The 19,949-nt window shown below is 67.4% G+C and carries 21 protein-coding genes and 1 tRNA gene; 11 read left to right on the plus strand and 11 right to left on the minus strand.

Annotated features, from left to right (window positions below; all coding sequences use genetic code 11):
- Nucleotides 1–2: 2 nt before the first annotated feature.
- The 3 genes from ACWIDZ_RS12055 (at nt 3) to ACWIDZ_RS12065 (ending at nt 5,256) form a co-directional block, all read left to right on the plus strand.
- Nucleotides 3–764, plus strand: a complete 762-nt coding sequence (locus ACWIDZ_RS12055) for a hypothetical protein (protein ID WP_453989297.1) — start codon at nt 3–5, stop codon at nt 762–764.
- A gap of 110 nt (nt 765–874) precedes the next feature.
- Nucleotides 875–2,020 (plus strand): efflux RND transporter periplasmic adaptor subunit, encoded by a 1,146-nt coding sequence (locus ACWIDZ_RS12060; RefSeq protein WP_291781432.1) that lies wholly within the window; start codon nt 875–877, stop codon nt 2,018–2,020.
- Nucleotides 2,020–5,256 (plus strand): efflux RND transporter permease subunit, encoded by a 3,237-nt coding sequence (locus ACWIDZ_RS12065; protein WP_343829463.1) that lies wholly within the window; start codon nt 2,020–2,022, stop codon nt 5,254–5,256. The genes ACWIDZ_RS12060 and ACWIDZ_RS12065 overlap by 1 nt, the downstream gene beginning before the upstream one ends.
- 73 nt (nt 5,257–5,329) lie before the next feature.
- Here the strand turns inward: ACWIDZ_RS12065 and ACWIDZ_RS12070 are convergent, their stop codons facing one another.
- The 3 genes from ACWIDZ_RS12070 to ACWIDZ_RS12080 all read right to left on the minus strand — a co-directional run bounded on the left by ACWIDZ_RS12070 (nt 5,330) and on the right by ACWIDZ_RS12080 (nt 6,665).
- Nucleotides 5,330–5,857: a c-type cytochrome gene (locus ACWIDZ_RS12070; RefSeq protein ID WP_453989299.1), complete on the minus strand. Its 528-nt coding sequence runs from the start codon at nt 5,855–5,857 to the stop codon at nt 5,330–5,332.
- Nucleotides 5,858–5,942: 85 nt separating this feature from the next.
- A complete protein-coding gene (locus ACWIDZ_RS12075) occupies nt 5,943–6,569 on the minus strand; it encodes a TetR/AcrR family transcriptional regulator (RefSeq protein WP_312220255.1) in 627 nt (208 codons plus the stop codon).
- 20 nt (nt 6,570–6,589) lie between these two features.
- Nucleotides 6,590–6,665 (minus strand) — tRNA-Thr (locus ACWIDZ_RS12080).
- Between the two features lie 51 nt (nt 6,666–6,716).
- On the opposite strand from ACWIDZ_RS12080, the gene ACWIDZ_RS12085 reads away from it, so the two are divergent.
- The gene (locus ACWIDZ_RS12085; RefSeq protein WP_453989300.1) at nt 6,717–7,067 is read left to right on the plus strand and encodes a DMT family protein; all 351 of its coding nucleotides are present in this window, start codon (nt 6,717–6,719) and stop codon (nt 7,065–7,067) included.
- Nucleotides 7,068–7,071: 4 nt separating this feature from the next.
- Here ACWIDZ_RS12085 and ACWIDZ_RS12090 read toward each other — a convergent pair whose 3' ends face one another.
- Complete coding sequence (locus ACWIDZ_RS12090; RefSeq protein WP_291781445.1) at nt 7,072–7,509, minus strand: HIT family protein; 438 nt, start codon at nt 7,507–7,509, stop codon at nt 7,072–7,074.
- 113 nt (nt 7,510–7,622) lie between these two features.
- Here ACWIDZ_RS12090 and ACWIDZ_RS12095 point away from each other — a divergent pair, with 113 nt between their 5' ends.
- Together ACWIDZ_RS12095 and ACWIDZ_RS12100 are read left to right on the plus strand one after the other, a co-directional pair.
- Nucleotides 7,623–7,979 (plus strand): phage holin family protein, encoded by a 357-nt coding sequence (locus ACWIDZ_RS12095; RefSeq protein WP_338576031.1) that lies wholly within the window; start codon nt 7,623–7,625, stop codon nt 7,977–7,979.
- A 72-nt stretch (nt 7,980–8,051) separates the two neighbouring features.
- Complete coding sequence (locus tag ACWIDZ_RS12100; protein ID WP_453989473.1) at nt 8,052–8,624, plus strand: DUF2239 family protein; 573 nt, start codon at nt 8,052–8,054, stop codon at nt 8,622–8,624.
- 19 nt (nt 8,625–8,643) lie between these two features.
- On the opposite strand, the gene ACWIDZ_RS12105 is transcribed toward ACWIDZ_RS12100, so the two are convergent.
- The gene (locus ACWIDZ_RS12105) at nt 8,644–10,050 is read right to left on the minus strand and encodes a D-alanyl-D-alanine carboxypeptidase (RefSeq protein ID WP_453989301.1); all 1,407 of its coding nucleotides are present in this window, start codon (nt 10,048–10,050) and stop codon (nt 8,644–8,646) included.
- Nucleotides 10,051–10,314: 264 nt separating this feature from the next.
- Between ACWIDZ_RS12105 and ACWIDZ_RS12110 the strand changes: the two genes are divergently transcribed.
- A complete protein-coding gene (locus tag ACWIDZ_RS12110) occupies nt 10,315–10,785 on the plus strand; it encodes a phasin family protein (RefSeq protein WP_291781458.1) in 471 nt (156 codons plus the stop codon).
- Between the two features lie 56 nt (nt 10,786–10,841).
- Here the strand turns inward: ACWIDZ_RS12110 and ACWIDZ_RS12115 are convergent, their stop codons facing one another.
- Nucleotides 10,842–11,381 (minus strand): nuclear transport factor 2 family protein, encoded by a 540-nt coding sequence (locus ACWIDZ_RS12115; protein ID WP_453989302.1) that lies wholly within the window; start codon nt 11,379–11,381, stop codon nt 10,842–10,844.
- Between the two features lie 139 nt (nt 11,382–11,520).
- On the opposite strand from ACWIDZ_RS12115, the gene clpS reads away from it, so the two are divergent.
- Both clpS and clpA read left to right on the plus strand, forming a co-directional pair.
- A complete protein-coding gene (gene clpS, locus ACWIDZ_RS12120) occupies nt 11,521–11,850 on the plus strand; it encodes an ATP-dependent Clp protease adapter ClpS (protein WP_003164443.1) in 330 nt (109 codons plus the stop codon).
- A gap of 12 nt (nt 11,851–11,862) precedes the next feature.
- The gene (gene clpA / locus ACWIDZ_RS12125; protein ID WP_343828992.1) at nt 11,863–14,166 is read left to right on the plus strand and encodes an ATP-dependent Clp protease ATP-binding subunit ClpA; all 2,304 of its coding nucleotides are present in this window, start codon (nt 11,863–11,865) and stop codon (nt 14,164–14,166) included.
- A 79-nt stretch (nt 14,167–14,245) separates the two neighbouring features.
- Here clpA and ACWIDZ_RS12130 read toward each other — a convergent pair whose 3' ends face one another.
- The 4 genes from ACWIDZ_RS12130 to ACWIDZ_RS12145 form a co-directional block, all read right to left on the minus strand.
- Nucleotides 14,246–14,551, minus strand: coding sequence for a CsbD family protein (locus ACWIDZ_RS12130; protein WP_343828993.1), 306 nt, complete (start codon nt 14,549–14,551; stop codon nt 14,246–14,248).
- 101 nt (nt 14,552–14,652) lie between these two features.
- A complete protein-coding gene (locus ACWIDZ_RS12135; protein ID WP_453989303.1) occupies nt 14,653–15,801 on the minus strand; it encodes a GNAT family N-acetyltransferase in 1,149 nt (382 codons plus the stop codon).
- A gap of 172 nt (nt 15,802–15,973) precedes the next feature.
- Entirely contained in the window at nt 15,974–16,432 is a 459-nt protein-coding gene (locus ACWIDZ_RS12140) for a RidA family protein (protein WP_191742395.1), read from the minus strand.
- 54 nt (nt 16,433–16,486) lie between these two features.
- Nucleotides 16,487–17,761, minus strand: a complete 1,275-nt coding sequence (locus tag ACWIDZ_RS12145) for a DNA polymerase IV (protein WP_453989304.1) — start codon at nt 17,759–17,761, stop codon at nt 16,487–16,489.
- Nucleotides 17,762–17,884: 123 nt separating this feature from the next.
- Here ACWIDZ_RS12145 and ACWIDZ_RS12150 point away from each other — a divergent pair, with 123 nt between their 5' ends.
- Together ACWIDZ_RS12150 and ACWIDZ_RS12155 are read left to right on the plus strand one after the other, a co-directional pair.
- On the plus strand, nt 17,885–18,262 hold the full coding sequence (locus ACWIDZ_RS12150) for a response regulator (RefSeq protein WP_003164449.1): 378 nt from the start codon (nt 17,885–17,887) through the stop codon (nt 18,260–18,262).
- Nucleotides 18,259–19,620, plus strand: a complete 1,362-nt coding sequence (locus tag ACWIDZ_RS12155; RefSeq protein WP_346487499.1) for a PleD family two-component system response regulator — start codon at nt 18,259–18,261, stop codon at nt 19,618–19,620. The genes ACWIDZ_RS12150 and ACWIDZ_RS12155 overlap by 4 nt, the downstream gene beginning before the upstream one ends.
- 92 nt (nt 19,621–19,712) lie before the next feature.
- Here the strand turns inward: ACWIDZ_RS12155 and rpmG are convergent, their stop codons facing one another.
- Nucleotides 19,713–19,880: a 50S ribosomal protein L33 gene (gene rpmG, locus ACWIDZ_RS12160; RefSeq protein ID WP_003164451.1), complete on the minus strand. Its 168-nt coding sequence runs from the start codon at nt 19,878–19,880 to the stop codon at nt 19,713–19,715.
- Nucleotides 19,881–19,949: the final 69 nt, after the last annotated feature.

Below are 19,949 nucleotides of genomic sequence, written 5' to 3' on the forward strand. Positions count from 1 at the left end.
CCGTGCGGGGGAGAGGAAGCATCGGCCTTCTGGCCGGCCTGGCGGCGCTGGCCTCGACTCACGCGGCGCAGGCCGGCGCCTGGAACCCGCCGAAGGGGCAGGGCGAGGTCATCGTCAAATACGAGAACATCCGCGCGGAAGAGTTCTACGCCGCCGACGGGGGCCGGGTCGACCTGCCCGGCGGCCGCCGGGATATCGTGGCCAGCGTGTTTGTCGAATATGGACTGACGGATCGTCTCACCCTGCAGGCCAAGGGCGAATGGCAGGACGGTCGCGATGAGTTCCTCGATTATCAGGGGCTGGGTCCGATCGAACTGGGCGTGCGCTGGCAGGCTTACCGTGATGATCGCAACGTCGCCGCCGTCTATGTGGGCTATGCGGAGGGCGGAGCGGGACGCAACGCCGGCTACGCCCCGCCCGGCGCGGGCGACAGCGATTGGGAGGTCCGGTTGCTGGCGGGGCGGTCCTTCGAGCGCGCCTTCGTCGACCTCCAGGCGGCGCGCCGCTGGCGCGACGGCTTGCCGGACGAGGTTCGCGCGGACGCGACGGCCGGGGTGCACATCAATCGCGACTGGATGGTGATGGTCCAGGCCTTCGGCGGGGCGGCGGACGGCGACGACGGGGCGCGCTGGCTGTCGCTGGAGGGCTCGGTGGTGCGCCAATTCGGGGACTGGCGGCTGCAGGCGGGATGGCGCCACGCGGCGGCCGGGCGTGAAATTCCTGCGGGCAGAGGGCCCGTCATCGGAATCTGGCGTCGATTTTAATCCGGAATTCCGCGACGGAATCCGAGGTTCCTCACGTTACAGATACGTTATTTGCGTAATGGCGGTGAGCCGTTAAGCGGGGGCGCTTGTTGTCGGGGAGACTGCGTCGCGTGTTCAAACGCCATTTTTTCATTATCGGCGCGGCCTGCTTATTGGGGCTGATGGTCGTGGCGGCGGTCGTCAGGATCGCTTTCAGCGGCGGCGACGCAGCCCATCAGCGCGGTCCGGGGGGACCCGGCGCCGGGCGCGGCCAGTTGGTGGCCGAGGTCGTGGCGCAGCGGCGAGAGTTCGCTGATCAGATTCGCGTGCTGGGCGTCGCCCGCAGCCGTCGTTCGGTCAACATCACCTCCAACACGACCGAACTGGTGACCCAGGTCATGTTCACCGACGGTCAGTCGGTGGCGGCGGGGGCGCCCCTGGTCGAACTGCAGGCGCGCGAGGAAGACGCCGACCTGATCCGGGCGCGCGCCCAGCTGGAGAACGCTCAGCGCGAGTACGACCGTTATCGCATCCTGGCCGAGCGCGGCGTGGCGCCGCGCGTCATGGCCGAGACGGCCGAGACGGCGCTGAAGACCGCCCAGGCCGCCCTGGCGGCGTCGGAGGCCCGTCGCGGCGACCGCATCTTGCGCGCGCCCTTCGCCGGCGTTCTGGGCCTGACCTCGGTCACGCCGGGGACGCTGATCTCGCCGGGTTCGGTCATCACCACCCTGGACGACATGAGCGGCGTGCGCGTCGATTTCCCGCTGCCTGAGCGTTATCTCGGGGTCCTGCCGGTCGGCGCGCCGCTCACGGCGACCACGGACGCCTTCCCCGGTGAAGAGGTCAACGGCCGCATCTCCCTGTTGGATACGCGGGTCAACGAACAGACCCGCGCCGTCATCGCCCGCGCCGAGTTTCCAAACCCCGGCAATCGCATCCGCCCCGGCATGATGATGCGCGTCGCCGTGCACCAGGGCCGTCGCCAGAGCCTGGCCGTGCCCGAAGCGGCCGTTCAGTATGAAGGCCAGGGCGCCTTCGTCTATCGCATCGCGCGCGGCGAGACGGGCGCGACCGCCCAGCGGGTCGAGGTTCAGACGGGCGCCGTTGAAAGCGGCTATGTCGAGATCGTCTCGGGCCTGGCCAACAACGATCGGATCGTCGCTTCGGGTCTGAACCGCATCCAGCCCGGCGCGCCCATCAGCGTCGAGGGTGAAAACGCCCAAGGCCGTGCTCAAACGAAGGGCGGCGCCCGCGCGACGCAGGCGGCCCGCCCATGATGCTGTCTGATGTTTCGGTCCGGCGCCCCGTCTTCGCGGCGGTGGCGGCGATCGTCCTGTGCGTCATCGGCCTGGCGGCCTTCTTCTTCCTGCCCGTGCGCGAATTGCCGGACGTGGATCCGCCGATCGTCTCGGTCAGCACCAGCTACGCGGGCGCCTCCGCCGAGGTGATCGAGAGCCGGATCACCGAGCCGATCGAGCAGCAGATCGCCGGCATCCAGGGTGTCCAGCGCATCAACTCGACCAGCCGCGACGGCCGGTCCAACGTCAACATCGAGTTCTCGCTGGACCGCAACATCGACGATGCGGCCAACGACGTGCGCGACCGCATCTCGCGCGTGCTGGGCCGCCTGCCGGATCAGGCCGATCCGCCGGAAGTGGCCAAGGCTGATTCCGACAGCCAGCCCATCCTCATCATGTTCCTGCGCTCCACCACCATGGACCGGCTGGAGCTGACCGATTACGCCCGTCGGTATCTGGTCGACCGCTTCGCCACCGTGCCGGGCGTGGCCCAGGTCAACATCTTCGGCGAGCAACGCTACGCCATGCGGATCTGGCTGGACGCCGGCGCCATGGCGGCGCGGGGCCTGACCGTCACGGACGTCGAGAGCGCCCTCAACAACCAGAACGTCGAACTGCCCGCCGGCTCGCTGGAGTCGGCCCAGAAGGACTATACGGTCCGGGTCGCCCGAAACTACGCCGATCCGGCGGACTTCGCCCAACTGCCGATCGGCACGCGCGGTTCGGCCTCGACGGCCACGGGAGCCCAGGCGTCGGGCACCCTGGGCGCGGCGTCGGCGGCCATGACCAACGGGGTCACCGGCGCCCTGATCGGCAACGCCGCCTATGTCACCCGGCTGGGCGACATCGCCCGGATCGAGGAGGCGCCCGCTGAGGCGCGTCGCCTGTTCCGCGGCAACGGCATCGACCAGATCGGCCTGGCCATCACCCGCCAGGCCCAGTCGAACGACCTGCAGATATCCGAAGGCGCGCGCGCCCTGATCGAAGAGGTCCGCCACAGCCTGCCGCCCGGCACGACGCTGGAAGTCGGCTCGGACAACTCTGTCTTCACCTCTCACGCCATCGATGAGGTGTGGATCACCATCGGCATCTCGATGGCGCTGGTGGCCCTGGTCAACTTCATCTTCCTGGGCAGCCTGAGGGCGGCGATCATCCCCTCGGTGGTGGCGCCCATCTGCCTGCTGGCGACCTTCATCGTTCTGGCTCCGCTGGGTTTCTCGCTGAACCTGCTGACCCTGTTGGCCCTGGTTCTGGCCATCGGCCTGGTCGTCGATGACGCCATCGTCGTCGTCGAGAACATCCAGCGCCGTCTGGACCACGGAGAGCCGCCGCTGGTGGCGGCCGAGCGTGGGGCGCGCCAGGTCTTCTTCGCCGTTGTGGCCACGACCATCGTCCTGCTGTCGGTGTTCGCGCCCCTGCTGTTCCTGCCGGGCTACGTCGGCCGTCTGTTCGTCGAACTGGCGGCGGCCATTGCGGCGGCCGTGGCCTTCTCCGCCTTCCTGGCGCTGAGCCTGTCGCCCATGCTGGCGTCCAAGATCCTGAAGCCGGCCCAGACCGGCGGCTGGCTGGCCCGTCGCGTCGATGCGGCCATGGAGACGCTGAAGCGGTCCTACGCCGCATCGCTGGACGCCCTGCTGGGACGGCGCATCGCCATTGTCGGCGTCGGCGCCCTGATCGTGCTGGTGGCGGCCGGGGCCGGGGGGATCTTCCTGCACCTGCCCAATGAACTGGTGCCGAGCGAGGACCGGGGCCGTGTCGGCATCCGGGTCAGCGGGCCTGAGGGCACGGGCTTCGACTACACGCGTCAGATCATGTTGGGCCTGGAGCCGATCCTGGCGGAGTACCGCGAAAACGGCGAGGTCGATTCCTTCCTGATCTCGGCGCCGGGTTTCGGCGGCGGCAGCTTCAACTCGGGCAACGCCAGCCTGACCCTGGTCGACTGGTCCAAGCGCGAACGCTCGGCCGATCAGATCGCCCAGGAGATCAACGTCAAGCTGCGCAATCAGACCGGCGCTCAGGTCAACGCCTCGACACCCGGCGCCTTCCAGCGCGGCGGCGGCAACTCCAACTCGATCGACATGATCGTCACGGGGTCGGAGTACGCCGCCATCTACAACTGGCTGCAGCCGATCCTGGCGGCGGCGCAGGAGAATCCAGGCTTCTCGCGTCCGCGCCTGAACTATGAACCGAACGCCCCGCGCCTGCTGGTCGACGTCGATCCGCAGAAGGCGGCGGCCCTGGGCGTCTCGACCCAACAGATCGGTCGTACGCTGGAGACCATGTTCGGCTCGCGCCGCGCCACGACCTACATCAAGGGCGGCCAGGAGTATGACGTCATCCTGCAGACCGACCGCGACAACCGGCGCGAGGTCACCGACCTGGAGGCGCTCTACGTCTCGACCGGCACGGCCCAACTGGTGCCGCTGTCGGCGGTGGTCACGACCAAGACCTCGGGCGACACGCCCGACCGTCGCCGTCTGGATCGCCAGCGGGCCATCACCCTTCAGGCCGACCTGAACCCCGGCACCACCATCGACGACGCCGTTCAGTTTCTGATGGCCGAGGTCGCCAAACAGCCCCAGGGCGTGACCAACATCCGCTGGGGCGGCGCCGCCCGCGATCAGCAGGAGGCGGGCAGCGCCGTGGGCTGGGCCTTCGCCTTGGCCCTGCTGCTGGTCTTCCTGGTGCTGGCGGCCCAGTTCGAGAGCTGGATCACGCCGGCGGTCATCATGCTGACCGTGCCTCTGGCGGCGGCGGGGGGGCTGTTCGGCCTGCTGATGGCGGGCTCCAGCCTGAACATCTACAGCCAGATCGGCCTGATCATCCTGATCGGGGTCGCGGCCAAGAACGGCATCCTGATCGTGGAGTTCGCCAACCAGCTGCGCGACCAGGGGCGGACCATCCGCGAGGCCATCATCGAGTCCTCGTCGCTGCGTCTACGCCCGATCATCATGACCTCGATCGCCACCGCCTTCGGCGCCCTGCCGCTGGTGCTGTGGCAAGGCGCGGGCGCGGGCAGCCGTCAGACCATCGGCGTGGTGATCTTCACCGGCGCCATGTTCGCGACGGTGCTGACCCTGTTCGTGGTGCCGGTGATCTACGGCGTGCTGGCGCGCTTCACCAAGTCGCCCGAATACACCGCCCGCAAGATCGAGGAGTGGGAGGCCCAGGAGAAACGCGACGGCCTGGAGCCGGATATGAGCCCGGCGGAGTAGACTTCTGGCGGACGTTGAAATGCGAAGGGCGGCGGATCCTGATCCGCCGCCCTTTTGCTTTGTTCTTCGTGCGTTATTCGCCCGTCGGCTTGAACCCCGTCTCGACCTTCAGGAAGGCGATGACGTCGCGGCGGTCCGTGGCGTCGGGCAGGCCGGCGAAGCTCATCTTGTTGCCGGGCAGGAAGGTACGCGGGTTCTGCAGCCAGTGATCCAGGGTTTCGGCGTCCCAGGTGAAGTCCGCCGTCCGCATGGCGTGGGAATAGCTGTATTTCTCCCGCGCTCCGGCCTTGCTGCCGAAGACGCCATAGAGGTTCGGTCCCGTCATGTTCGGCCCGCCGGGCGTGATCGTGTGGCATGAGCGGCAGCGAGCGAAGGCGCGGCGGCCGTTCTCAAGGTCGCCTTCATTATAGGGGGCGGGCAGGGCGGCCAGCATGGCGAGCTTCTCGGCCTCGGTGGGCGCCGGGGCATTGGGCGCTTCCGGCGCGCTGTCGCCTGCGGGACTGGCGCTCTGGCCGCAGGCGGCCAGGCCAAGGGCGCCGGCCATCACGATAGCCGGGCCGGCGGCGCGGCGGGTCGAGGGGAAGGACGAAAGACGGGACATGACGCACTCCTTGGCCGAGGGGCATGCTTTAGCCCATGGGGGCGTCGCCGCAATGGACAGCTTGTCCAAGCGCAGGCGGGCGGCCTCAGCGGCCGGTGGTGAGCTTCACCACGATATGGGCGGTGGTGTCGATGATGGCCTCGGGCGTGTCGGCGCGTCGCATCAGTTCGAAGCCGGCGGCCACGGATTCCACCAGGTTCGCCGTTTCATAGGACGCCAGGCGGGGATTGAGGCCCTCGGGGTGCAGGCCGCTGGCGTGGGCCTGGGCGATGCGGCGTTCCAGCGCCAGGTGTAGGCGGCGCAGGCGGCGGATGCGGCTCTCTGCGAAGGCGGGTTCGCCCATGTCGGCCAGCATGTGCTCGATCCGCAGCACCGGCCCGTGGTCGCTCCACAGACCCAGCACCTCCAGCACATAGGCGCGCGCCGATTCGAAGGCGCGTTCGCCCGACCAGTCGGCGTGGATGTGAGCGCCCAGTCGCTGGAAGTCCTCCCCGGCCTCCTCGCACAGCAGCAGCAGGCCTTCCTCGACCGAGGCGAAGTAGGTGTAGAAGGTCGGCGCCGAAACCCCGGCCGTCATCGCCACGTCCGCCGGGCGGATTTCGCCCAGATGCTTGGTGTTCAGCAGGGCGCGCAGGGCGTCCAGCAGGGCGCGGCGGGTGCGGGCTCCCCGCGTTCGGATCCTGTGACCCAGCTTGTTGGTCGTCTCGGACATGAAGGAGGCGGCCGCGAGAGTGGTGCCGGTTGCAGGAATCGAACCCGCGACCTTCGGTTTACAAAACCGCTGCTCTACCAGCTGAGCTAAACCGGCGTGGCCCGCCTTATGCTGGCGGAATCTGTTTGACGCAAGCACACTGATCGAATGCCGTCGCTGCCTTACCTCGCGCCCATCGTCATGCTGGCGCTGTCCAACGTCTTCATGACCTTCGCCTGGTACGGCCACCTGAAATTCGGGGCCAAGCCGCTGTGGATCGTGGTCCTGATCAGCTGGGGCGTCGCCTTCTTCGAATACTGGCTGGCCGTGCCCGCAAACCGCATCGGCTATCAGGTCTATTCGGCGGCCGAACTGAAGACCATGCAGGAGGTGATCACCCTGCTGGTCTTCGCGATCTTCTCGGTGATGTACCTGGGCGAGAAGCTGACGGTGAACCACCTGATCGGCTTCGCCCTGATCGCCGGCGGCGCCTTCTTCATCTTCAGGGGGCCGCTGTAGGCCGTTAGTCCAGCTCGGCTGCGATCCGCTGGGCCAGGACTTTCAGTTGTTCGGCGTCGGCCATGGGGGCGTGGCCGTGGCCCTTCATCGGACGGTCGGCCCAGCGCGGCACGATGTGGAAATGCAGGTGGAAGACCGTCTGGCCGCCTGCATCGCCGTTGAACTGCATCAGGCTGAGGCCCTCGGGCTTCAGCGCCTTCTCGACCGCGCGGGCGGTGCGCTGGACGGCGGCGGTCAGCCTGGCCAGGGCCTCGGGCTCGATCTCCAGGATGTTGCGAGCGGTCGAGGTCTTGGACACGACCAGGACGTGACCCTCCGACTGGGGAAACACGTCCATGAAGGCCAGGACGTCGTCGTCCTCCCACACCTTCACGCTGGGCATGTCGCCACGCAGAATCTTGGCGAAGATGTTGTCCGGATCGTAGGCGCCGTGAAGGCTCATGGGGGTCTCCTTCGGGGTAGGGCGGCCAGCCTAGCAGGCGATCTCGCCCGGCGCACGGAGCGGAACGCCGCCCCATGCGCTTATATGGTCAAGGTTCTACACACGGAGGCGTCATGTTGGGTTTCATCGTTCAGGCCGTGGTCACGGCGATCGGCCTTTGGGCCTCGGCCAAACTGGTGCCGGGGGTGGAGTTCACCTCGACCGGCTCGCTGATCGCGGCGGCGGTCATCCTGGGCGTGGTCAACGCCTTCGTGCGGCCGCTGATGGTGATCCTGACGCTGCCTCTGACCATCGTCACCTTCGGCCTGTTCCTGCTGGTGGTGAACGCCGCCATGATCGGGCTGACGGCCATGTTCCTGGGCGGCTTCGTCGTCGACGGCCTGTGGGCCGGGATCGGCGCGGCCATCGTCACCGGCGTCGTCAGCTGGATCGCCGGCGCCCTGTTCGGGGGCGTGGACGAGCGGGGCTAATAAATTACCCGGGTAATATTGACGCGATAATATCATCCGGGTAATTCCGTCTTCAACAAGCGAGGACGGATGATGACCCTATGCACGGCCTTCGACGGCCACACGATGATCGCGGCCGGACCGCTGGTTCAGGTCGCCGCAGCGACGAAAGCCGCGCACGACGCCGGACGAGCGGTCCTGGTCTTTCGCGACGAGGATGCGCGACCGATCGATCTGGATCTGCGCGGCGATCTGGAGGCGGTGCTGGCGTGCCTGCCGCAGGAGCAGCCGCAGCCTGAGCCGGAGAAGCGCGGACCGGGGCGGCCGAAGCTGGGCGTGACCGCGCGGGAGGTGACCCTGCTGCCGCGTCACTGGGACTGGCTGGCGTCACAGCCGGGCGGGGCCTCGGTGGCTCTGCGCAAGCTGGTCGAAGCCGCCCTGCGCGAGGCGGAGGGGCCGGACCGGATGCGTCGCAGCCGCGAGGCGGCCTATCGCTTCATGACGGCCGTGGCGGGCGACCTGCCGGACTATGAAGAGGCCGTGCGGATGCTGTTCGCGGGCGACTGGACGGCGTTTGACGCCCGCACGGAGGCCTGGCCGGCGGACGTGCGTGATTACGCCCGTCGCCTGGCCGAGCCGGGATGGCGTAACGGCCAGGGACGCTGAGAAATCAGGGACGCTGAGATCAGCTGGGGCGGATCACCATGCAGGTGACGCGACGCTCGGACAGGGCCTCACATGCCGCCTCGGCGGACTGCTGGGTCATGCCGGTGAAGCGCGAGCGATACCAGCCGTTCGCCGTCTGCACGTCGCGCTGGGCGCTGGAGAACTGGGTGCGGAAGCGGCGGCTGACGTCGTTCAGCCAGTCGCGAGCCACGGCCTCCTCGCGGAAGGCGCCGACCTGGACCGTCCAGCGACCGGCCGGGGCAGGGGCGGCGGCGCGCGCAGGCGGGTTGCGGGTCGCGCGGGCCGGCGCCGCCGGCGCGGCGGCCGAACCGCCGTTCAGGGCGGCGGTCAGGTTTTCGGGCGGACGGTTCTCGGCGCGGCGCGCCGACGGCGGCGGCGTCACTTCGGTCGGCAGGTTGCGCGGCGGCGGACCGGCCACATAGGCCACCTCGGTCGAGGAGCCGACGCCTTCGCCGTCCTCGTCGGACAGGGAGGCGTAGGCGATGGGCGGCGAGGGATCGGCGCTGATCCCGTAGCCGCGCTGTTCGAAGAAGGCCTGGGCCACCTGGATCCGCTCGCCCTGGCCGCGGCGTCGCTGGACCTCGAAGCCGGTATCCATCAGTTCGGCGACGTGGTCGTTGCGGCTCTTGGTCGAGCGGCCGCCCATGACGATGGTGATGATCCGCTTGCCGTCGCGCACCGAGGAGGCTGCGAGATTGTAGCCCGAGGCGTTGGTGAAGCCGGTCTTGATGCCGTCATAGCCGCGTCCGGTGGCCAGCAGGCCGTTGGTGTTGCGGTAGTCGCGGCCCTTGTAGAACCAGTCGTGCAGGCCGAGGTAGCGATAGTATTGCGGATAGTCGCGCATGACCGCGCGGCTCAGGATCGACAGATCGCGCGCCGTGGTCGCCTGTCGCGTGTCGGGCAGGCCGTTGGCGGTGGTGAAGCGGGTATGCTCCATCCCCAGCTCGCGCGCCTTTTCCGTCATCATCTGGGTGAAGCGGCCTTCGGAGCCGCCGATGTGTTCGGCGATGACCACGGCCATGTCGTTGGCGCTGCGGACGGCCGTGGCGCGCATGGCGTCGTCCAGGCTGATCGTCTGACCGGCCGCCAGACCCAGCTTGGACGGCGGCTGCGACGCGGCGCGCGGGGAGACGGTCAGGTTGTCGTCCAGCTTGACCTTGCCGGACTCCAGCGCCTCGAACGTCAGGTACAGGGTCATGACCTTGGTGATGGAGGCCGGATAGCGCCGGGCGTCGGCGAAGCGCGAGAACAGCACCTCGCCCGAGGCGGCGTCGACCACGATGGCGGCGTAGCGAGCGTTGTCTGACGACTGGGCTTCCGGCGGCGCGACGCCGATCGTCGGCGTCAGGACGATGCCTCCCAGGACCAGGGCGGCTAGGAAACGACGGCGAAACAGGGCGTTCATGGGCAAGCTACTAGCCTCGTCACTGTGGCGCGAAGACGGCTGCGATCACGCACGTTACAAAGGCTAACATCGGCCCTGCCGGTTTCGAGAGGGTTAACGGGCCGTCAACGGAGTTGTGATCGCCCCAGACGGTCGCTTGGTTATCAGCGATCATATTGTGCGTCGCACAAATTTCACTTGAAGTCTCTTCGCAGGTGCACCATATCGCCGTTGTCGCGGTGGGTTCGCCCGTCGCAAGAACCCTTTCGCTTCAGGAGACTCCCCATGGCTGACGCCGCTGAGACCGTGAAGAAGACCGTCGAACAGACCACCGCCAAGGCCAAGGCCCAGGCTGAATCGATCCAGGCGGCCGGCGCCAAGGCGTTCCGCGAAGGCGTCGACAAGTCCGTCGCCTCGCTGAGCGAGTTGAACGCCCACGGCAAGAAGAACCTGGAAGCCGTGGTCGAATCCGCCGCCGCCGCCCAGAAGGGCGCCGAGGCCCTGTCGCAACAGGCCGTGGCCTACGGCAAGAAGTCCTGGGAAGACGGCGTCGCCGCCGCCCAGTCCTTCTCGCAGGCTCGCTCGGTGCAGGAACTGTTCGAACTGCAGACCAACTGGGCCAAGTCGGCCGCCGAGGCCTATCTGGCCGAGTTCGGCAAGGCGACCGAGACCATGACCGCCTCGGTCAAGGACAGCTTCAAGCCGATCAACGAGCGCGTTTCGGCCGCTGTCGAGCAGTTCCAGGCCGCCCGCTAAGGCGCGACTGCACGCTCAATGTGAATAGGGCCCTGGCGGAAACGCCGGGGCCTTTTTCATGGTGTCGGTTCGGCGCTCATGGGAGCGTGGTCGATGCTGAAGGCGCGCGCCAGCCGCCAGCGCCCGTCCGGCTCCAACCGCCACAGGATGGAAAAGCGGGCGCGCCCGACCAGGGTTTCCGGCCCCTCGCCCTGCCGTTCGTAGAACAGATGGCTGCCCTCCTCGACGGCGCCGACGCCGGGGATGGCGTAGACCCGCATCGTGCCGGGCATGAGTTCGCGCCGTGAGCGCCAGGCGTCGGGGGCGGCCCGCGCCGTGCAGCCCTGGCGATAATCGTCGATGAAGCGCGTCCGCGTCGCCGTCAGTCCGCCCCGGTCGTGATAGAATTCCAGGTCGTCCGTCACCAGATCGGCCAGGGCCTCGGGATCGCACCGGTCGAACATGACCGAGAACAGGGCCGCGTCCCGTTCGGCGATTATGGGGGCGAGGACGGCGTCATCGTGAGGGGCGGCGGGCGTCTGGGCCAGCATCAGGGCGGCGAACAGTCCGGCGATCAGGGGCATGGCGGCGATCCGGGGCAGGGAACGGAAGCGCATTGGTGCGGTTCCTGAGCCGAGATGTCCCGTGAATCTTTGGTCAGGCGACGGGGTCACGCAGGCTGTGACTGGACGCATCTACAAATCAGGCCATCATTCCCTATCTGATCTTTTGACACTCCCCGATTACGGACCACGAATGCCTAACAGACGGCCAGGTGAACAGGGCGGAGGCGCAGGCGCCGCCGTCGTCACCGAGACAAAGCCGAAACTTCAGCGGCCCTCGCTCTATCGGGTGCTGATCCTGAATGACGACTACACCCCCATGGAGTTCGTCATCTACGTGCTGGAGCGGTTCTTCCAGAAGAGCCGCGAGGACGCGACCCGCATCATGCTGCACGTGCACCAGCATGGCGTCGGGGTCTGCGGCGTCTTCACCTACGAAGTGGCCGAAACCAAGGTCGCCCAGGTGGTCGAGACGGCGCGACGCCACCAGCACCCCCTGCAATGCACGATGGAAAAGGACTGAGAGGAACCTGCCATGCCTTCGTTTTCCCGTCCTCTCGAAGAGACCCTGCACCGCGCGGTCCACTACGCCAATGAGCGCCGGCATGAATACGCCACGCTCGAACACCTGCTGCTGGCCCTGATCGACGATCCGGACGCCTCGGCCGTGATGACGGCCTGCAACGTCGATCTGGGCGCGCTGAAGGCGGCGCTCGGCTCCTATGTCGACACGGACCTGGCCGCCCTGGCCACGGCCGACGGCGACGACGCCAAGCCGACGGCGGGCTTCCAGCGCGTGATCCAGCGTGCGGTCATCCATGTCCAGTCGTCCGGCCGCGAGGAAGTGACCGGCGCCAACGTCCTGGTCGCCATCTTCTCCGAACGCGAAAGCCACGCCGCCTATTTCCTGCAGGAGCAGGACATGACGCGCTATGACGCGGTCAACTTCATCGCCCACGGCATCGCCAAGAAGGCCGGGGCCAACGAAGCCCGCTCGGTGCGCGGCGCCAGCCCCGAAGAGGCCGAGGACGGCTCGGTCGTCAAACAGGGCGGCGAGGCGCTGGAGGCCTATTGCATCGATCTGAACGAGAAGGCCCGCAACGGCAAGATCGACCCCCTGATCGGGCGTCAGGCCGAGGTCGAGCGCTCGATCCAGATCTTGTGCCGCCGCACCAAGAACAACCCGCTGCTGGTCGGCGACCCCGGGGTCGGCAAGACCGCCATCGCCGAGGGTCTGGCGCGCAAGATCGTCAACGGCGAGGTGCCGGAAGTCCTGAAGGACGCGACCATCTATTCGCTCGACATGGGCGCGCTTCTGGCGGGCACCCGCTATCGCGGCGACTTCGAGGAGCGGCTCAAGCAGGTCGTCAAGGAACTGGAGAGCCACGACAACGCGGTCCTGTTCATCGACGAGATCCACACGGTGATCGGCGCCGGCGCGACCAGCGGCGGGGCGATGGATGCGTCGAACCTGCTGAAGCCTGCGCTGGCGTCCGGCAGCCTGCGCTGCATGGGCTCGACCACCTACAAGGAATACCGCCAGCACTTCGAGAAGGACCGCGCCCTGGTCCGCCGCTTCCAGAAGATCGACGTCAATGAGCCGACGATCGAGGACACGGTGAAGATCCTCAAGGGTCTGAAGACGACCTATGAGACGCACCACAAGCTGCGTTTCACCGACTCGGCTATCCGCACGGCGGTCGATCTGTCGGCGCGCTACATCACCGACCGCAAGCTGCCGGACAAGGCCATCGACGTGATCGACGAGGCGGGGGCGTCGCAGATGCTGCTGCCGGAATCGAAGCGCAAGAAGGTCATCGGCCAGAAGGAGGTCGAGGCCGTCATCGCCAAGATGGCCCGCATCCCGCCCAAGTCGGTGTCGAAGTCGGACACGGAATCCCTGCGCGAGCTGGAGACCGATCTCAAGCGCGTCGTCTTCGGCCAGGAACAGGCGATCGATCAGGTGTCGGCGGCGATGAAGCTGGCGCGGGCGGGTCTGCGCGACCCGAACAAGCCGATCGGCGCCTTCCTGTTCAGCGGTCCGACCGGCGTCGGCAAGACCGAGGTGGCCAAGCAACTGGCCGCCACCCTCGGCATCGAGATGCAGCGCTTCGACATGTCCGAATACATGGAGCGCCACACGGTCAGCCGCCTGATCGGCGCGCCTCCGGGCTATGTCGGCCATGATCAGGGCGGCTTGCTGACCGACGCCGTGGACCAGCACCCGCACTCCGTCGTGCTGTTGGACGAGATCGAGAAGGCGCACCCCGACGTCTACAACATCCTGCTGCAGGTGATGGACAACGGGACGCTGACCGACGCCGTGGGCAAGAAGGTCGATTTCAGGAACGTCATCCTGATCATGACCACCAACGCCGGGGCCGCCGACAATGCGCGCGCGGCCATCGGCTTCGGTCGGGGCAAGGTCGAGGGCGAGGACGAAAAGGCCATCCAGCGCCTGTTCGCGCCCGAGTTCCGCAACCGTCTGGACGCCATCGTGGCCTTCAAGCCGCTGGGCGCCGAGACGATCCGCTCGGTGGTGACCAAGTTCGTGCTGCAGCTGGAAGCCCAGCTGGCGGACCGCAACATCACCATCGAACTGACGGATGAAGCGACCGACTGGCTGGCCAAGAACGGCTTTGATGAACTGTATGGCGCCCGGCCTCTGGCCCGCGTCATTCAGGAGCACATCAAGAAGCCGCTGGCCGACGACATCCTGTTCGGCCGCCTGACCCGCGGCGGACACGTCAAGGTCGAGCTGAAGGACGGCAAGATCGCCTTCGACATCACCCCGGCCAAGGGCGCGGCGGTGAAGGAAGAGGAAGAAGAGACGGCCTGATCATTCATCAGGCTCAAAGAGAAAGGCCCGGACGTCGCCGTCCGGGCCTTTTTTCTCCCTCGAGGGGATAAGGGCTTTGTCAGCGCTTGCGGCCCAGGGCGCCGAGCAGCACCGCCGCGCCAGCGATGATGCCTGTGGTCAGCAGTGGCTTGCGGCGAGCGAAATCCAGCCCCTTTCGAGCCGGATCGCGCAGGTCGGCGGGGGCCTTGTCCACCATGCCGTCCAGGCCGTCGATAACGCGGCCATAGGCGTCCAGCGCCTTGCCCTTCACTTCGTTCAGCTTGCCGTCGACCTGAAGCTTGCTGTCGCCGGTCAACCGGCCCAGGCCGTTCTGGGCCTTGCCCTTCAGCTCAGTCGCGACGCCTTCGATACGTTGGTCAGTCATGATGATCCCTGTGTTGAGGAGGAGACTTCCACCCCAAGCGCATCCGGCCGCCGACGGTTCCTGGCTCGGTGCGCCTCGCGACGAATTGTCAGCCCTGAAGATCAGCCCTTGCGGTAGGGCGACAGCTCCGCCGTCATGGCGTGCATCTCGGCCTCCACCGCCGGGCGCTCCTGCTCGAGGTAGCGGGCGACCGGATCGCGCAGGGCGGGATCGGCGATGAAATGGGCCGAATAGACGGGGGAGGGCAGGTAGCCGCGCGCGATCTTGTGATCCCCCTGTGCCCCCGCCTCGACCCGCGACAGGCCGCGCGCGATGGCGAACTCGATGGCCTGGTAGTAGCACAGCTCGAAATGCAGGAAGGGCCGGTCGACCAGCGTCCCCCACTGGCGGCCATACAGCGCCTCGCGGCCGATGAAGTTCAGGGCGCCGGCCACCGGCGTATCACCCTCGAACGCCATGACCAGGGCGATGCGGTCGGCCATGGTCGCGCCGACGCGGGCGAAGAAGTCGCGCGTCAGATAGGGCCGCCCCCATTTGCGATCCCCGGTGTCCATGTAGAAGGCGAAGAAGGCGTCCCAATGCGCCTGCGTGATCTCCGCGCCGGTCAGGATGCGGATGTCGAGGCCGGCCTGCGCTTCGCGTCGCTCGCGCCGGATGGTCTTGCGCCGATTGGATGACAGGGCGCCCAGGAAGTCGTCGAAGCTCTGATAGTCGTCGTTGCGCCAGATGAACTGGATGTCCCGACGCGGCAGCAGGCCCGCCTCGGCCATGGCGCGCCACTCGTCCTCAAGCGGGAAGTTGACGTGAAGGGACGACACGCCCAGCCGCTCGGTCAGCGTCAACGCGCCTTGCAGCAGGGCCTCGCGCACCGTGGCGGCGTCCGTTCCCGGCGCGTTCAGGAAGCGCGGGCCCGTCGCGGGGGTGAAAGGCACAGCCCCCAGCAGCTTGGGGTAATAGCGCCCGCCCGCGCGCTGATAGGCGTCGGCCCAGCTGTGGTCGAAGACGTATTCGCCCTGGCTGTGGCCCTTCAGATAGAGAGGCATGACGCCGATCACGACGCCGTCTTCATCGTGCAGGGACAGGTGGCGCGCCGCCCAGCCCTCGGACGGGACGGCGCTGCCGGACGCCTCGCAGGCGTCGAGGAAGTCGTAGGAAACGAAAGGGTCGCCGCTTGGGACCGCACAGGCGTCCCATGCGGCCCGGCCGATAGCGGCGATGCTGTCGTGCACCTGAAGCGTGAAACCCGACACCTCTATCCTTCTCCCCTCGGGGGAGAAGGTGGGCGCCGGAGGCGCTCGGATGAGGGGGCTGTGTCCACGTGCGAGACGGCTGGCGACGAGGAGACGGCAGGCGTCCCCCTCATCCGTCTCGCTGCGCGAGCCACCTTCTCCCCCGAGGGGAGAAGGCAGGTTTTGAGAGGTGTCACTTCACCTCGATGACAGCGTCGATCTCGACGGCGAAGCCGAGCGGCAGCTTGTAGACGCCGACGGCCGAGCGCGAGTGCTTGCCCGCGTCGCCGAAGACCTGGACCATCAGGTCCGAGCAGCCGTTGATGACAGCGGGAATGGCCTCGAAGTCAGGCCCGGCCTGGACGAAGCCGCCCAGCTTGACGATGCGGACCACGCGATCCAGATCGCCGTCGACGGCGGCGTTGATCTGGGCCAGCAGGTTGACGCCGCACAGGCGGGCGGCCTCGGCGGCCTGCTCCGGCGTCACGTCCACGCCGACGGTGCCCTTGATGCCGCCGCTGGCGTCGTTCGACAACTGGCCCGAGATGAAGATCTGCTCGCCCGAGCGGACGTAGGAGACATAGCTGGCGACCGGCTTGGCGGGCTCGGGCAGGGTGATGCCGAGTTCAGCGATGCGGGCGTGGATGCTCATGGGGCGACTCCGTATGAAAGGGTTGAGGGGGTTTAGCGCGGCGCGGCGGCCGCGTCATCCGGGGCGTTCACCGGGGCGCTTCAGCGCGCGCCCGGCGACGACGGCGGCGGCCCCGAACTTGTCGCGCAGGGCGTCGATGGCCGTCTCGGTCTTCAGGGCGCGGGTTTCGGTCGTGGCGAACAGGCCGGCCGGGGCGTCCTGGGCGTCGGCGATATCGGCCATGCCGATGCCGATCAGCCTGTAGGGCACGCCGATTTCGGGTTTCAGCAGGTCGCGACCGGCGGCGAACAGGGCGCGCGCCGTCTGCACCGGCTCGGCCAGGGTGACGCGGCGGGTGACGATCTTGAAGTCGGTCTTGCGCAGCTTCAGCACCACGACGCGGCTGGCGACGCCGTCGCGCCGCGCCTTGGACGCCAGCTTTTCGCACAGGGGCCACAGCTCGGCCTCCAGCGCTTCGGCCGTGGTCAGGTCGTCGTTGAAGGTGTTCTCGGCGCTCATGCCGCGCCGGTCGTGGTCCGGGTTCACCGGGCGGCTGTCGCGGGCGTGGCTGAGGTCATGCAAGCGCAGGCCCGTCTCGCCATAGCGCCGGATCAGGTCCTTGACCTCTGCCGCAGCCAGATCGCCGATGGTGGCGAAGCCGTCCGAGCGCAGGGTGCGGCCGAACACCGGCCCGACGCCGGGCAGGGCGGTCACGGGGCGCGGCGCCAGCAGGCTTTGGGCTTCTGTCGCGCCGATGACAGAAAAGCCGCGCGGCTTGTCCAGTTCGGAGGCGATCTTGGCCAGGAAGCGATTGGGCGCCAGGCCGATGGAGACGGTCAGCCCGGTCTCGTCCTCGATCCATTTCTGCAGGCGCGCCAGTTGGAAGGCGGGCGGCCCGCCGTTCAGCCTCTCGGTGCCCTTCAGGTCGATCCAGGCCTCGTCCAGCGACAGGGTCTGAACCAGCGGCGTCAGCTGTTCCAGCGCGCCGAAGATACGACGGCTCTCGGCTCTGTATTTGCTGAAGTCCGGCTTGATGACGACCGCGTCGGGGCAGGCCTTCAGCGCCTTGAACATCGGCATGGCCGAGCCGACGCCGTACAGCCGCGCCACATAGCAGGCGGTGGAGACGACGCCGCGCTTGCCGCCGCCGACGATCACGGGCTTGTCGCGCAGTTCGGGTCGGTCGCGCTTCTCGACCGAGGCGTAGAAGGCGTCGCAGTCCAGGTGGGCGATGTGCAGGTCGCTCAGTTCGTCATGGACGATCACCCGGCGCGAGGCGCACGACGGGCACCGCGCGACCATGCGGTCGCCGGTCCACAGGCAGTCGCGACAGAGGGCCGTAAGGGCCACGCAGGAACTCCGTTTCCTCAGCTTCACGTCAACTTAAGACTGACGCGGCCACAGTGCACCCAAGAAGGCGTAACAGCCCGACGCGAAAGCGGATGAACAAGAGGCGCAACGGCCGGGTGGCGGATGTCCAAGAAGGTCCTCATCGTCGAGGATAACGAGCTGAACATGAAGCTTTTTCATGATCTGCTCGATTCCCAGGGGTATGAAGTGCTGCAGACCCGCGAAGGGCTGCAGGCGCTGGCGATTGCGCGCGAACACCGCCCCGACCTGATCCTGATGGATATCCAGTTGCCGGAGATCTCGGGCCTTGAAGTCACCAAATGGCTCAAGGACGACGAAGAGCTGAACCATATCCCCGTCATCGCCGTTACAGCCTTCGCCATGAAGGGTGATGAGGAGCGGATTCGCCAGGGGGGCTGCGAAGCCTACATCTCCAAGCCGATCTCGGTCATCTCCTTCCTGGAGACGGTGCGCAGGCACCTTGGTCAGGGGGCGGCATGAGTGCGCGGATCCTGGTGGTCGATGACGTCGAGGCGAACGTCCGACTGCTCGAAGCCAAGCTGACTCTCGAATACTACGACGTCCTGACCTGCCATGACGGCGCGACGGCCATCACCCTGGCGGGCGCCGAACAGCCGGACCTGATCCTGCTGGACGTGATGATGCCCGGCATGGACGGCTTCGAGGCCTGTCGTCGGATCAAGGCCGAAGCGGAGACGCGCCACATTCCGGTGGTGCTGGTGACGGCGCTGGACGGCCGGCATGATCGCATCAAGGGGCTGGACGCCGGCGCCGACGACTTCCTGTCAAAACCGCTGGACGATGTGATCCTCATGGCGCGGGTCCGCAGCCTGACCCGCCTGAAGATGGTCATGGACGAACTGCGCGAGCGCGAGGAAAGCGGTCGCCGGGTCGGCGTCGACACCGGCGGCGTGGCGCGGCTCAAGGGGTCGGGCGGGCGCGTTCTGATCGTCGATGACAATACGCTTCAGGCTCAGGTGATGGCGCAGGAGCTGTCGCTGGAGCATCGCCCCATGATCGAGCCGTCGCTCGAGGCGGCGCTGGAGACGGCGCGGGGCCCGGTCGATCTGGTGATCGTCAATGTGACGTCCGAACGGTTCGACGGCCTGCGGCTGATCGCCCAGCTTCGGTCCAAAGAGCCGACGCGCCGACTGCCCATCCTGGCCTTGGTGGACACCCAGGACCGGGCGCGTCTGCTCAAGGCGCTGGAGCTGGGCGCGCATGACATCCTGACCCGCCCCGTCGATCCCGAGGAATTGGCCGCGAGAGTGCGCACCCAGGTGCGGCGCAAACGCTATGGCGACTTTCTGCGCCAGAAGCTGGACCACAGCCTGGAGATGGCGGTCACCGACCCTCTGACGGGCCTGCACAACCGACGCTACATGAACGGTCAGCTGGACGCCCTGGTGGCGCGCGCCAATCGCGGCGGCGATCCGGTGGCTGTCCTTGTGCTGGACATCGATCACTTCAAGGCGGTCAACGACAGCCTGGGCCACGACGCGGGCGACGAGGTGCTGCGCGAATTCTCGGTGCGGCTGGCGACCAATGTGCGGGCTGTGGACCTGCCGTGCCGGTTCGGCGGCGAGGAGTTCGTCGTGGTCATGCCCGGCACGACGCTGGAGGACGCCCATCGCATCGCCGAGCGAATCCGTCGCGACGTGGGCGCCTCGCCCTTCCGAATCCTGGGCGGCGAGCCGTTGAGCATCACCGTTTCGGTCGGCGTGGCGGCGACCAGGGGCGCGGACGACACGCCGGCCTCCCTGCTGAAGCGCGCCGACGAGGGGGTCTATGAGGCCAAGAAGGCCGGCCGCAATCGGGTGGTGGCGCGCGCGGCCTGACGGCCTCGGCCTTATATGGCGGACAACGAAAAACGCCCGGTCCTGCGACCGGGCGTTTCGAGTCTTGCAGATTCAAGCGGGGGGCTGAGCCCTTACTTGATCTTGCCTTCCTTGAACTCGACGTGCTTGCGGACGACCGGGTCGTACTTCTTGACGACCATCTTTTCGGTCATCGTACGGGCGTTCTTCTTGGTGACGTAGAAGAAGCCGGTGTCGGCGGTGGAGTTCAGGCGGATCTTGATGGAAGCCGGTTTGGCCATCGGAATTACCTCTGCGACGGCGAAAGCCGCTTGAAATAAGAGGCGCGGAACATACTCAGGACAGGCTCA

It is taken from the genome of Brevundimonas sp. NPDC055311, assembly GCF_053645695.1.

Bases quoted from the DNA above. Each gene is read 5' to 3' on its own strand.
- ACWIDZ_RS12070 (WP_453989299.1), bottom strand. From the start codon at position 5,857: ATGTCCCGTCTTTCGTCCTTCCCCTCGACCCGCCGCGCCGCCGGCCCG.
- clpA (WP_343828992.1), top strand. From the start codon at position 11,863: ATGCCTTCGTTTTCCCGTCCTCTCGAAGAGACCCTGCACCGCGCGGTC.
- ACWIDZ_RS12065 (WP_343829463.1), top strand. From the start codon at position 2,020: ATGCTGTCTGATGTTTCGGTCCGGCGCCCCGTCTTCGCGGCGGTGGCG.
- ACWIDZ_RS12100 (WP_453989473.1), top strand. From the start codon at position 8,052: ATGACCCTATGCACGGCCTTCGACGGCCACACGATGATCGCGGCCGGA.
- rpmG (WP_003164451.1), bottom strand. From the start codon at position 19,880: ATGGCCAAACCGGCTTCCATCAAGATCCGCCTGAACTCCACCGCCGAC.
- clpS (WP_003164443.1), top strand. From the start codon at position 11,521: ATGCCTAACAGACGGCCAGGTGAACAGGGCGGAGGCGCAGGCGCCGCC.
- ACWIDZ_RS12155 (WP_346487499.1), top strand. From the start codon at position 18,259: ATGAGTGCGCGGATCCTGGTGGTCGATGACGTCGAGGCGAACGTCCGA.
- ACWIDZ_RS12090 (WP_291781445.1), bottom strand. From the start codon at position 7,509: ATGAGCCTTCACGGCGCCTACGATCCGGACAACATCTTCGCCAAGATT.
- ACWIDZ_RS12095 (WP_338576031.1), top strand. From the start codon at position 7,623: ATGTTGGGTTTCATCGTTCAGGCCGTGGTCACGGCGATCGGCCTTTGG.
- ACWIDZ_RS12130 (WP_343828993.1), bottom strand. From the start codon at position 14,551: ATGACTGACCAACGTATCGAAGGCGTCGCGACTGAGCTGAAGGGCAAG.
- ACWIDZ_RS12085 (WP_453989300.1), top strand. From the start codon at position 6,717: ATGCCGTCGCTGCCTTACCTCGCGCCCATCGTCATGCTGGCGCTGTCC.
- ACWIDZ_RS12110 (WP_291781458.1), top strand. From the start codon at position 10,315: ATGGCTGACGCCGCTGAGACCGTGAAGAAGACCGTCGAACAGACCACC.
- ACWIDZ_RS12150 (WP_003164449.1), top strand. From the start codon at position 17,885: ATGTCCAAGAAGGTCCTCATCGTCGAGGATAACGAGCTGAACATGAAG.
- ACWIDZ_RS12105 (WP_453989301.1), bottom strand. From the start codon at position 10,050: ATGAACGCCCTGTTTCGCCGTCGTTTCCTAGCCGCCCTGGTCCTGGGA.
- ACWIDZ_RS12075 (WP_312220255.1), bottom strand. From the start codon at position 6,569: ATGTCCGAGACGACCAACAAGCTGGGTCACAGGATCCGAACGCGGGGA.
- ACWIDZ_RS12140 (WP_191742395.1), bottom strand. From the start codon at position 16,432: ATGAGCATCCACGCCCGCATCGCTGAACTCGGCATCACCCTGCCCGAG.
- ACWIDZ_RS12115 (WP_453989302.1), bottom strand. From the start codon at position 11,381: ATGCGCTTCCGTTCCCTGCCCCGGATCGCCGCCATGCCCCTGATCGCC.